This window comes from Pseudomonas sputi (assembly GCF_021603585.1).
GTDB classification, from domain to species: Bacteria; Pseudomonadota; Gammaproteobacteria; order Pseudomonadales; family Pseudomonadaceae; genus Aquipseudomonas; species Aquipseudomonas sputi.
This window is the reverse complement of sequence record NZ_BQHI01000018.1, coordinates 59,798-71,147: the sequence shown is the minus strand read 5'-3', so window position 1 is coordinate 71,147 and position 11,350 is coordinate 59,798. Positions and strand designations below refer to the sequence as shown.

The window sequence follows — 11,350 nt, the reverse complement described above, 5'->3', positions numbered from 1 at the left end:
GAGGGAACATGGATCAGTTGGCACTCAAGGCAATCGAGCGCATCGCCGCCGAACGGCGCGCGCCGTATCAGCACATCACGGTCGAGCGAATCACGCCGATCATCGGGGCCGAGATCGGCGGCGTCGATCTTTCGCAACCGCTGAGCGACGAACAACTCACGGAAATCCGCCGGGCCTTTCTGGAGAACCACGTGGTGGTGTTCCGCGATCAGCACCTGACGGTGGACGAACACAAGGCGTTTGGCCGGCTGTTCGGTGAGCTGCGAGCGCTGCCGGTGGAGGACATCGACGGCGATGACCCGGAGCTGGTGGTGATCCGCGCCAATGCGCAATCGCGCTACGTGGCCGGCGAAACCTGGCACACCGACGGCACCGCCGATCTGGCACCGTCCATGGGCTCGATGCTGTACGTCAAGGAAACCCCGGCCATCGGCACCGGCGGCGATACGCTGTTCGCCAACATGCACCTGGCGCTGGAAATGCTGTCGCCGACGATGCAGCAGTTTCTCGGCGAATTGACCGCGATCCACGACGGCGCGATTCCGTGGAAGGGTTATGAGGCGCCGGCCAACCTGCCGAAAACCGAACACCCGGTGGTGGTTCGCCACCCGGAAACCGGGCGCAAGTCGTTGTTCGTCAATTCCGGGTTCACGTCACACATCGTCCAGTTGTCCGGCGGTGAAAGCCAGGTGCTGTTGAACATGCTGTTCGATCGGGTGGCTCGAGAGCCGGTTTTGAGTTGTCGCGTGCGTTGGACGCCAAATACGCTGGTGTTCTGGGACAACCGTTGCACCCAGCACCATGCGGTCTGGGATTATTTCCCGCACTCGCGGTATGGCGAGCGGGTGACGATTCTCGGGACGCAGCCCAAGGCTTGAATCGAGAAAAACCGGTGGGAGCGGGTGCCGTTCCCACCGGTCATTCACAGACCTTGTTTGAGCAGTTGCTCGACGATCAACTCGCCGAACGCCAGATTGCCGTGCAGCGGGTCATCCACTTCGCAATACGCCGGAAGCTGAAAACCCTGCTCATCATTCGCTGCCGCGCGCACGTCGATCAGCTCGATGCCCAGCCCTTGCAGGCGCTCGATCAGCAGCGCCTGCGCGGCCATGAACACCCGCGAATCGGACAGATCCGGCACCCGCTGCGGCGGCAGCACGGCGAACACCTTGAGGTTCATCGCCCGGGCCTGTTCATAGAACGCCAGCGCAGGTTTGGACAAGGTGTCGACGATGGATTCGAACAGGGGACCTGCGAGAAAACCTTCGTCGAATTCGCCGTCCGGCGTCTGGTAGCAGGTCCAGTTCGGCGCGGTGGCGAGGTAGTGCAGGCTCAGGCCGAGGGTGCTGACCAGCGGCACCCCGACCTTCGCCAGTTGCGGCACGTCGAACGGCGCCAGGGCCTGGCGATACAGGCGTTCCATCTCGGCGTCCCGAAACACCACGTCATGGCGGGTCAGGCTGAAAAAATCCACCGCGAAATCCCGGCCGGTGCCCAGCGGGCCGCCGCTGAACGGCAGCTCGCGGGCCTGCGCCGCCTTGCCGATGACCCCGGCATGGGAGTCGCCCAGCAGCACAAACCTAGGCGTAGTAATCGAGCACGGCGTCTTCACAGACAAGCTCCTCGCTGGGCACGCAGGTGGGGGGAATGCTGGCCGGCACCTGCAGCGGTTGAACGGCGTCGAGCCCGGCAAAGAACTGCTGCATGACGAACGCCACGCCTTCGGGCGTGACTTCCCGCTGGTTGGGTTGGTAGAACGCGCCCTTGAACGGTGTGCCGGTGATGATTTCGTAAGAAGGGAAATAGTCGACGTCGGGCAGGTCTTCGCACAGTTGCCCGGCGACGGCGCGCAGGACTGATTTGGAATAGGTGGTGGCGCTCAGCACATGCTCGCCCGTGGCCGTTGCCGTCAGGGGCACTGGTGACACGGTGAGCAGCAGACGCAGTTGCGGGTTGATCGAATGCATCAGCTCCAACGCCCTGACCATGTCGCCATAGGTGTCCATGAAACCGAAATTACAGAAGTGGTGCAGCTGCGGATCGAAAGTACCGCGCACGGTGCCGGGGCACACGGGATACACCAGACCGGTCTGGCGGTTTTGCCAGGCTTCGGTCAGGCCGAGGGTGAACACGAACACTTTGGCCCGGCGCAGGGCGGTGCGGATGGCGTCGAGGGTGGCTTCCCGCGAGGCGAACAGCGCGTCTTCGCTGGCAAAGCCGTCGGGCTCCACGGCGGGGCGGAACGGGTCGAAGAAACGCCCGTCCTGAGCCCAGGTTTCGTCGGGTGGCAGGCTCACGCCCAGCGCCCATTCGAGCCACTGGCACAGCATCGCTGGGGTGTACAGGTTGCCGGTGCGGAACGAGAACACCCCATAGTTGTGGGCCTTGCAGTCGGCTTCGGGCAAACCGGCCGGGGCCGGTTCCGCATCCAGCCAGTTCATGCCGCGTTCCACCAGCGCCCGGCCGATGTGCTGGGCGAAACACGAGCCGGCGGTGACGATGGCGTCCTTGTTGCCGATTTCGAATCGTGGCGTCCACAGTTGATCGATGTTCAGCGCGGGCTTGTCAGCCACGGCAGTGCGCCAGAAAGCGCGGGGTGGCAGGCATTGATAAGGATTCACGACGAGGGCCTCCTTGGCGGTCGCTGATAAAACGGGGTCAGCTGATTTGATAGCGGTAGATCAGGTCGTCAAACCACCGATCTCCAATCTGATAGGCCTGCGGCACGCGGCGCTCGAATACAAAACCGCATTTCTCCAACACCTTGCAGGACGCGATATTACCGTCGGTCACGGTCGACTCCAACGAGTCCAGGCCGATGGCGGCGGCATAGTCGATGATCGCCTGCCGCGACTCGGTGCCGAAGCCTTTGCCCTGATGCTCGGGCAACAACAGGCAACCCACCTCGGCATGCCCCGGCGACAGGATACGGAATCCGGTCACGCCCAGTTCCTGCCCGCTGGCCCTGTCGGTCACCACCAGACACAACCAGTGATCCGACTGCGGCCCCCAGGCCGGAAGCCGATGCTCGAAGCCTTTGCGCACCTGTTCTTCGGCAATTTCACCGAACACGTACTGCATGGTTTGCGGCTCGGAATGCAGCCTGAGGAACAGCGGCCAGTCGGATTCGACCATCGTGCGCAGGTCCAGGCGTTGCGTGGTGAGCTCGAGCATCCGCTGCTCCTTGCAAGAATGGAAAAAGGAGAGGGTTTTTTACTTGGTGTGGGGGGAAAGATCAATGAGCGGCACTGCTCGCGGTTTCAATGGTTTTACTGAGCCTGGGCGTTTATTTTTTTAGCGATGATCGTGACGCCTTCGGTATAGCTGTAACCGTATCCATAGCCGTATCCCCAGCCGCCCTGGGGCATTTCTTTGTATTTGTAATCGTAGCTGTACGCACCGGAAAGGATCGGGAGGATGGATTGAACTTCGTATCCTTCTTCGTTGAGGCGCTTCACCGCCTCATTGATGTCCTCGTTCAAGCGTTGGCCATCGATCTGGGAGTCAGACCAGCCTGTCTGCTTCCACTCGATGACCTTCTCCATCTCCTCTTTTTCGCCAAAAAGCCCTTTCTTCATCCTGCCAGTGGGTACTTTGACTTCTACGTTTTCGCCGATCGGGCAAAAGTGGGCTTTTACGTAAACTGCTTTGTTCATGAAATTCCTTTCCGCAAAAAACTCGGGGCTGAGGACCCTCGAAGACGATTGATATCCTTTTGACATCAAAAAGGCTACTTCAATCGAGGTGATTTTGGAAAGGAATACCTGAGAGGTTCAGCCAGCCAGCGTCGCGTTATCAATCACGAACCGATATTTCACATCGCCCTGCAGCATCCGCTCGTAGGACGCGTTGATCTGATCGGCGCGAATCAGCTCGATGTCGGAAACGATGCCGTGCTCGGCACAGAAATCCAGCATCTCCTGGGTTTCCGGGATGCCGCCGATCATCGAACCGGCGATAGTCCGGCGCTTCATGATCAGGTTGAACACGTTCGGTGACGGATGCGGCGAGGCGGGGGCACCGACCAGCGTCAGGGCGCCGTCGCGCTTGAGCAGCACCAGAAACGCGTCGAGATCGTGGGGGGCGGCGACGGTGTTGAGGATCAAGTCGAAACTCTTGGTGTGCGCGGCCATTTCTTCAACGTTGCGCGACACCACGACTTCATCGGCGCCCAGTGCCTTGGCGGCTTCGCGCTTGGACTCGGAGGTGGTGAACGCCACGACATGCGCGCCCATTGCATGGGCCAGTTTGATGCCCATGTGGCCCAGGCCACCGATGCCGACCACCCCGACTTTTTTGCCCGGCGCGGCGTTCCAGTGACGCAGTGGCGAGTAAGTGGTGATGCCCGCACACAGCAGCGGCGCGACGGCGGCCAGTTGAGCTTCGGGGTGGCGGATGCGCAGCACGTAACGCTCATGCACCACGATGTTTTGCGAGTAACCGCCAAGGGTCCAGCCCGGTGCATCCGGGGTCGGGAAGTTGTAGGTGCCGATCATGCCGTCACAGTAGTTTTCCAGACCGGTTTCGCAGTCGTCGCAGTGTTTGCAGCTGTCGACGATGCAGCCGACACCCACCAGATCACCGACCTTGTAGTCGGAAACGTGCGCGCCAACCGCCGAAACGCGACCGACTATTTCGTGCCCGGGTACGCAGGGGAATTGCGTCCCGGCCCATTCGGCGCGCACCTGGTGCAGGTCGGAGTGGCAGATGCCGCAGAAGGCGATATCGATCTGCACATCATGGGCTGCGGGCGCGCGGCGATGGATCTGCATCGGCTCAAGGGGTTGGTCGCCGGCGTGGGCACCGTAGGCGTGTACGAGCATGGGAGTGGTCCTTGATGAATGTGTCGAGGGACCATTTTTCCCGGATTGCTCGTACAGGCTGTTGTGCATTTCTGTGGATTGCTTGCCTGATCCTGTTTTCGAACCGTGCAACCCACCGTCGACACGTACCGGTTCAGTCACGCGCCTGGGCGACAATCGCAAAATTCCCCGGCGCCTTTTCCAGCAGCCCGAGGAATCTCATGAGATCGACTTTACTGCCTTCGACCTTCAGATCATCGGAGGTGAGCGCTTCCTTCAGCCCGGCGGTGCCGCCGAGCAGTTGGACGAACAGGTCCTTGGTGACACTCAGCGTTGCGTTGGCGTTCGCCGCGGTCGGGCCTTTTCGGTAGTGCAGCACGGCGTTCTCGATCCACAGCACGAACGATTCATTCGTATCGGTCAGCTCCAGATTGAACGTCCAGTGCTTGCCATCCGCCGCCGGGCCGTCGAGGCTTGCGGCCATGGCTTCGAGGAAGCGTTCGGTGGGCGTCTGCTTCATCAGTTCGATCAGGTCGGAGCGTTTGACGCCCTTGGCCGGCGGGCCGTTGCGCAGTTCCATGGCAGCGGTCAGGTAGCTGTTGCGCCAGGTCGCCGATTCCGCCTGATAGCCCATTTGTTCGTAGGCGCGGGCCAGCAGTTCCTTGGCGGCCGTGTCGTCGGGCTTATTGAGCACGGCCTGATCCAGCAGCTCGGCGACCCAGCGATATTCACCTTTGTCATAGGCCACGCGCGCGGCTTCGACCACTTTAGCGTTGCCTCCCATCAGTTCGACGTAGCGCTTTGCCGATTCTTTGGGCACCAGAGGATTCAAGTGTGCAGGGTTGCCATCGTAGGCGCCCAGGTACAGCTGGTAGATCGCCTTGACGTTGTGGCGCAGGTCGCCGTAATAGCCACGGGTGCCGAAGTACGACGCCAGTGAGTCCGGCAGCTGGATCTTGTCGGCGATCTCGTTGGGGGTGTAGCCGGCGTTCATGAGGCGCACGGTCTGGTCGTGCAGGTATTTGTAGACGTCGCGGTGCTTGGTGATGAATTCGCGGATCCGCTCGTTGCCCCAGATCGGCCAGTTGTGCTGACCGAAATAGACCTCGGTGTCGCCCAGCTCGTCGAGGGCGATTTGCATGTAGTCGGACCAGCGCAGCGCATCGCGGACCTTGGCGCCACGGATCGGCAACAGGTTGTGCATGGTCTGCGTCAGCAGCTCCGCACCGCCGTATGCCTTGAGCGCGGGGATCGAAAAGGTCAGCTCGGCCGGGGCCTCCGCGCCGGGCATGTTGTGGAACACGAAGCTGACGCCGTCGAGCACCAGCGGCTGGATCGGCTGGTCGATGATCTGCGTCGGCGGCAGGATGCCCATGCTGCCGTAAGCGACGTTTTTGCCCAGTCCGGTGTCGACGATGCCGGTGGCGCCCGGCGTCAGGTTCTTGCCGAACTGATACATCGACCGCCGCGCCATCGCCGGGCCCGCCAGGATGTTTTCGCTGGTGGCTTCCTCCATGAAACCGGCGGGTGCGACGATGGGAATGTTGCGCTGGGCGACTTCGCTGCTCGAAGTGATGCCCAGCACACCGCCGAAATGGTCGGCATGATCGTGGGTGAAAATGATCGCGGTGACGGGTTTGTTGCCCAGATGCTCGCGAGCGAATGCCAGCGCCGTGGCGGCGGACTCCCTAGAGGTCAGCGGGTCGACCACGATCCAGCCGGTCTGCCCCTCAATCAGCGTCATGTTGGCGATGTCGAAACCGCGTAACTGGTAAATCCCATCGCGGACCTTGAACAGGCCGATCTGCGCGTTGAGCATCGCGTGCCGCCACAGGCTCGGGTTAACGGTGGCCGGCGCCTGGCCTTCGACAAAGCGGTAGGCATCGAAGTCGATCAGGACATTACCGTCAGCGCCGAGGATCTTGCCGGTGGGCCGGGCGATGAAACCGCGCTGGGCATCTTCCATGTCCCGGTTGTCGCTGAGGTCCAGGCCCTTGATCGACGCCTGGATCACCGCGGCCGTGGCAGGCGTGGCGTCGCCGGCTGCGACGCCGGGCTGGTTGTCGCAGCCGCCGAGGGATACCAGCGACAGGGCAATGATTGTGTAGAGGGTCGGTTTCATTCTTGTTGTTCTCCGAGGTCGAATGCGCTCCAGCCTAGGGGCAGGGCGGTGATGTATCCAATGCATTGTTTACATCCGGATAATGCGTCGCTAGCATCGGGCGAATGGACCTCAAACGACTGTCACACCTGCTCGCACTGGCCGATGAACGCCATTTCGGTCGCGCAGCCGACCGTGTTCACCTCAGCCAGCCGGCCCTGAGCCGCAGCATTCAGGCGCTGGAGAGCGAAACCGGGCAGCGCTTGTTCGATCGCGACACCGGCGACGTCCGTCCGACGCCGGCGGGGGCCTTTCTGATCGAGCGGGCGCGGCGGTTGCTGTTCGATGCCCGTTCGCTGGAGCGGGACATGGCGCTCTACAGCGACCGCCAACTGGGCAGCCTCGCCTTCGGCGTCGGGCCGTTCCCGGCGGCCATGTTGATGCATCAAGTGGTGCCGCGACTGCGCCTGGATCACCCGGCGGTCACGCTGCGGGTGGAAGTGAACAACTGGCAGATTCTCGAAGCGCGGCTGCGTGCTGAAGCGATCGAATTCTTCGTTGCCGATATCCGCAACTTCACGGCGGAATCCGATCTGCTGATCCGTTCGCTGGGCCAGGTCTCGGCAGGCTTTTTCGTACGTCCGGAGCACCCACTGGCCGGGCGTAAAGTGGCGATGGGCGAACTGGAAGGCTACGGCATCGCCACGACGCGCCTGCCGGAGGTGCTGAAACTCGAAACCGCCCGAACCCTCGGCATCTCCACCCGCCAGGCGCTGCCTATCGTGTTGGAGTGCGACGACGTGGCCTTGCTCAAAACTGTCGCTGGTTCAACCGACACCATCCTCGGCGTCATCCATGGCGCCGTGGCCGAAGACATTCGGGTGGGGCGTTTGATCGAACTGCATGTTGTGGACAGGCCGGGATTTCATTCTGAAATTGGCGTGGTGAGTTTGCAGGGCAGAAGCCTGTCGCCGACGGCCTTGTGTTTGATCGAGGCGGTTGTTGCCGAGATGCAATCGGCTCACGTCGAACAATCTCCACGTCTTTAGAGACGCGTCCTACAGCCACGATTTTCCTGCTTCATTAACGTCGTGCAGCCCCTTGCGAGGGGCTGCCGATGCATGAACGAAAGGACAATCAGTGGCTGGTCAAAAGGACATTTCCCGGGTTCCCAACCCACCGGCAGGCGACGGGCATCACGTTACCTACCGCTATATGACGGCCACCGGACTGGCCGATCAGCAAGACCGACAAGACAAGTACGACGCCATGCTGGCGAGGCAGGACGCCTTCGAGCGCAGCCGCGAGATAGCGGCGAACAAGCCTGAGCCGGTGCGCGCCGGCTGCGTGTTTGCCAAGTCCTGCAAGTTGCCGGACGCGATCATCGATTACGCGAATCCTGCGGGAATGGTGCCGACTGACAGCCTGAAGGATTACGGCGAGCTGATTTTGCTCGGTGGCCGTGAGGCCGATGACAGCGGTGGGGTTGAGCTCAAGAAAATCAGCGGCACGGCCATTCCTGCGGGGCTGGGCAGTTTTGCCCTTGCCGGTGAAGCGTTCAAGGCATTGCCCGCGATGGCCTCTGCTGCCGTCATCAGCCCATTGCTCGGTTTGGTGGCGATGTTCATGCCCTCAAACCTGGGCGACAGCGCCCTCTACACCGAAGACCAGCTGCTCGCCCTCAAACAGGCCAGAACCCGCGTGCGCTTGCGCGTTGAACAGCAGGCCGATGGCAGCCTCAAGGGTTACGGCTTCTACACCGGCAAGAATCGCGATTGGGAGATGGTTGAGGTTGTGCAGTTCGCGGCACGCGGTAACCGGTTTGTCGCAGGTCTTGGCGAAGGTGTTGAGCTGGTCTGGACGCCGGCTGTGAACGGTTCCGACATCCTAGGCATCCCTGCGCTGGAGGCTGCTCCGCAGGCGCCGCATATCTGGGTGTACCCGCCGACGAAAGCGGCGGACGGGATTCTGGTGAATCCGGTTTATCCGCCGGAGTATCGGGATTTCATATTGGTGTTTCCGGCGGAGTCCGGGGTCCGGCCGCTGTACATTGTTCTCAGCCGCCCACCCGACCATGCTTATTACGGTCATCCAAAGACGCTACCAGCATTCCCAGATGCAGTCAGGGTGAAGTCGAAATCATCGGTACAAGGTGGAGGAAAGCGGCGAGCACGCTGGGTAGACCGTAAAGGCCGAATTTATGAGTGGGACTACAAAAGTAATGCTGTAGAAAAATACGACAAACTAGGAACCACACATCTGGGTGAGTTCAATCACCTGACGGGTGAGCAAACCGGGCCAGCAGAGCCTGATAGAAGAACCACCAAGAATTAAGGATGAAACCATGCTCTTCCTTTCAATAACCGGCTTTTATCCCGATGACGTCCAAGACGACACGCTGCAATTCGAGTTGGATATCGACGGTAGCGAAATGAATGAAAAAGTTGCGCAACTCATTGAATCCAAGCCCCTGAGTGAACTGGAACCAGGTGAGTTGTTACTGCGCGAGGATCAGGTAGCGGCACTGGGAGCCCTGCTGAATGTCAGCTTCCCGAGCGGTCTGGAGTATTTCATGGGCACCTGTGCGAAGTACTGATACTGCGGAGAGCAAAGGGGACGGGGCCACCGTCCCTTTTTTCGTCAAAAAAGATATTTGTGAGAAAAAGATGGGACTGGAGCTGAGACTGGAGTGGTACGACACAGCAACCCTGGAATTCCAGGGCGAGGAGACGTCAAAAGATCTGGGGGATGATGAGTCAGTATTGAATGCCTTAGGCATTCCAGTGGAGGGCAACATCAATAATGGCAGCTTCAACGTCGTCGAGAAGTGGGTCGCGACCATTCAGCCGTACTTTCAACATCAGATCGCTCTGAGTACAAACGACTATCAAATTTCGTTTGACTACAGCTAGCACCGACAGACGGCTGATTGACAGTAAGTGGGACGCCCATCAGCTCGCTTCCCGCATTTTTGCCAGAGCGCGGCTTTCAGCGGATTGTTTTCCATCGCCTGATCCGCTTCACTGTGGCTCTTTTGCCTGAGCGGAAATCAATCATGGAACGATGCGAAGCACTGGTCATCGGGCTCGGCGCCATGGGCGCGGCCACGGTGTATCAACTGGCGAAGGCCGGGGTCAACGTGGTCGGCATCGACCGCCACCATCCGCCGCACACATTCGGCTCCAGCCATGGCGACACCCGCATCACCCGGCTGTCCGTGGGCGAGGGCGCGCAATACGTGCCCATCGTGCGCAACTCCCACCGCATCTGGCGCGAACTGGAAGCGCTGTCAGGCGAGTCCCTGTTCGAACAGACCGGCCTACTGGTGCTGACCTCCCGCCCCGACTTCGATCCCGCCGACGAAACCGACTTCACCCTGCGCACCATCGCCCTGGCACAGACCTACGGCATCGAACACGAAGTCCTCGACGCTGCCCAGATCCGCCAGCGCTTTCCGCAGTTTGCCCAGGTGCGCGACGACGCCATTGGCTACTTCGAGCCCGAAGGCGGTTTTGTACGGCCCGAACGCTGCATCGACGTGCAGCTCAGACTGGCCGAACAACACGGCGCCACGCTCTACAAGGGCGAGACCGTGACCCACATCCGCTCGGACGAAAAGGGCGTCACCGTCACCACCGACCAGCGCACCGTGCGGGCGAACAAACTGGTGGTCACCGCCGGCAACTGGGCGGGCGGCTTGCTCGGCGCGCCGTTCGACGGGCTACTCAGCGTCTATCGACAAAAACTGTTCTGGTTCGAAACCGAGCCCGACGCGCAACTGGTCGGCCACTCACCCACGTTCATCTTCACTCACGGCCCGGACGACGATTTCTATGGCTTTCCCGCCTTGCCGGGGGAGGGCAGTTTGAAGGTGGCGACGGCGCAGTATCACAGCACATCCACGCCCGAGACGCTGGATCGCACAATCTCGGCCGAGGAAGAACGCCAGATGTACGAGCAGCAGGTGCAGGGGCGCATTGCCGGGCTGACGGATCGGGTGGCGAAGTCAGCGGTCTGCGCCTACACCGTCACGCCGGATCGGCATTTCATCATTGATGAGCATCCACGGTTGCAGCACACGTTGGTGGTGTCGGCATGCTCCGGGCATGGGTTCAAACACTCGGCGGCGCTGGGGGAGGCGTTTGCGCAGTGGTGTTTGCGGGGGGGGGAGTGAACTGGATCTTTCGTTGTTTTCGGTGGGGCGGTTTGGGAGGGGTGACAGCGCTTGTGGGTGACTGCTTTCGGCCAATAACAGACGTCGATGGCCGATGGGCTCTCACGAAAGAGTCTTCCGCGAAGTAGTAACCACGGAACAGATGTGCTCGGACCGTAACAGCCTATGTCGACTGCGCGTGCCGCCGGCCGTTGTGCCAGACTGCTGCATTAGTCGTTTATGTTGTCCAAAAATACTAGGGAGCGCCTATGCGAGATGGACAGATCGTACAGC

11 protein-coding genes and 1 pseudogene are annotated in these 11,350 nt (G+C 60.9%); 6 read left to right on the top strand and 6 right to left on the bottom strand.

Annotated elements, in window-relative coordinates; translation table 11 throughout:
- The first annotated feature begins 8 nt into the window (after positions 1-8).
- Entirely contained in the window at positions 9-878 is an 870-nt protein-coding gene (locus L6D81_RS21400; RefSeq protein WP_236181832.1) for a TauD/TfdA dioxygenase family protein, read from the top strand.
- A 44-nt stretch (positions 879-922) separates the two neighbouring features.
- On the opposite strand, the gene L6D81_RS21395 is transcribed toward L6D81_RS21400, so the two are convergent.
- The 6 genes from L6D81_RS21395 to L6D81_RS21370 form a co-directional block, all read right to left on the bottom strand.
- Positions 923-1,612: a hypothetical protein gene (locus tag L6D81_RS21395; RefSeq protein WP_236181831.1), complete on the bottom strand. Its 690-nt coding sequence runs from the start codon at positions 1,610-1,612 to the stop codon at positions 923-925.
- Positions 1,581-2,621 (bottom strand): GSCFA domain-containing protein, encoded by a 1,041-nt coding sequence (locus L6D81_RS21390; protein ID WP_236181830.1) that lies wholly within the window; start codon positions 2,619-2,621, stop codon positions 1,581-1,583. Before L6D81_RS21390 ends, L6D81_RS21395 begins: the two co-directional genes overlap by 32 nt.
- 37 nt (positions 2,622-2,658) lie before the next feature.
- Positions 2,659-3,174, bottom strand: a complete 516-nt coding sequence (locus L6D81_RS21385; RefSeq protein ID WP_064382008.1) for a GNAT family N-acetyltransferase — start codon at positions 3,172-3,174, stop codon at positions 2,659-2,661.
- 95 nt (positions 3,175-3,269) lie between these two features.
- Positions 3,270-3,656, bottom strand: coding sequence for a hypothetical protein (locus tag L6D81_RS21380; protein ID WP_236181829.1), 387 nt, complete (start codon positions 3,654-3,656; stop codon positions 3,270-3,272).
- Between the two features lie 117 nt (positions 3,657-3,773).
- Positions 3,774-4,823 carry an NAD(P)-dependent alcohol dehydrogenase gene (locus L6D81_RS21375; RefSeq protein ID WP_236181828.1) on the bottom strand — a complete coding sequence of 350 codons (1,050 nt, stop codon included), beginning with the start codon at positions 4,821-4,823 and terminating at the stop codon, positions 3,774-3,776.
- A gap of 133 nt (positions 4,824-4,956) precedes the next feature.
- Positions 4,957-6,924, bottom strand: coding sequence for an alkyl/aryl-sulfatase (locus tag L6D81_RS21370; protein WP_236181827.1), 1,968 nt, complete (start codon positions 6,922-6,924; stop codon positions 4,957-4,959).
- Between the two features lie 104 nt (positions 6,925-7,028).
- On the opposite strand from L6D81_RS21370, the gene L6D81_RS21365 reads away from it, so the two are divergent.
- The 5 genes and pseudogenes from L6D81_RS21365 to solA all read left to right on the top strand — a co-directional run bounded on the left by L6D81_RS21365 (position 7,029) and on the right by solA (position 11,138).
- Positions 7,029-7,952, top strand: coding sequence for a LysR family transcriptional regulator (locus L6D81_RS21365; protein WP_236181826.1), 924 nt, complete (start codon positions 7,029-7,031; stop codon positions 7,950-7,952).
- A 91-nt stretch (positions 7,953-8,043) separates the two neighbouring features.
- The gene (locus tag L6D81_RS21360; RefSeq protein ID WP_236181825.1) at positions 8,044-9,237 is read left to right on the top strand and encodes an S-type pyocin domain-containing protein; all 1,194 of its coding nucleotides are present in this window, start codon (positions 8,044-8,046) and stop codon (positions 9,235-9,237) included.
- Positions 9,238-9,247: 10 nt separating this feature from the next.
- Entirely contained in the window at positions 9,248-9,499 is a 252-nt protein-coding gene (locus tag L6D81_RS21355; protein WP_197870734.1) for a pyocin S6 family toxin immunity protein, read from the top strand.
- Positions 9,444-9,815 (top strand): colicin E3-like toxin immunity protein, encoded by a 372-nt coding sequence (locus L6D81_RS21350; protein ID WP_373874325.1) that lies wholly within the window; start codon positions 9,444-9,446, stop codon positions 9,813-9,815. Before L6D81_RS21355 ends, L6D81_RS21350 begins: the two co-directional genes overlap by 56 nt.
- 143 nt (positions 9,816-9,958) lie before the next feature.
- A pseudogene (gene solA / locus L6D81_RS21345) lies at positions 9,959-11,138 on the top strand (N-methyl-L-tryptophan oxidase).
- Positions 11,139-11,350: the final 212 nt, after the last annotated feature.

Bases quoted from the DNA above. Each gene is read 5' to 3' on its own strand.
- L6D81_RS21355 (WP_197870734.1), top strand. From the start codon at position 9,248: ATGCTCTTCCTTTCAATAACCGGCTTTTATCCCGATGACGTCCAAGAC.
- L6D81_RS21385 (WP_064382008.1), bottom strand. From the start codon at position 3,174: ATGCTCGAGCTCACCACGCAACGCCTGGACCTGCGCACGATGGTCGAA.
- L6D81_RS21365 (WP_236181826.1), top strand. From the start codon at position 7,029: ATGGACCTCAAACGACTGTCACACCTGCTCGCACTGGCCGATGAACGC.
- L6D81_RS21380 (WP_236181829.1), bottom strand. From the start codon at position 3,656: ATGAACAAAGCAGTTTACGTAAAAGCCCACTTTTGCCCGATCGGCGAA.
- L6D81_RS21370 (WP_236181827.1), bottom strand. From the start codon at position 6,924: ATGAAACCGACCCTCTACACAATCATTGCCCTGTCGCTGGTATCCCTC.
- L6D81_RS21375 (WP_236181828.1), bottom strand. From the start codon at position 4,823: ATGCTCGTACACGCCTACGGTGCCCACGCCGGCGACCAACCCCTTGAG.
- L6D81_RS21400 (WP_236181832.1), top strand. From the start codon at position 9: ATGGATCAGTTGGCACTCAAGGCAATCGAGCGCATCGCCGCCGAACGG.
- L6D81_RS21350 (WP_373874325.1), top strand. From the start codon at position 9,444: ATGTCAGCTTCCCGAGCGGTCTGGAGTATTTCATGGGCACCTGTGCGA.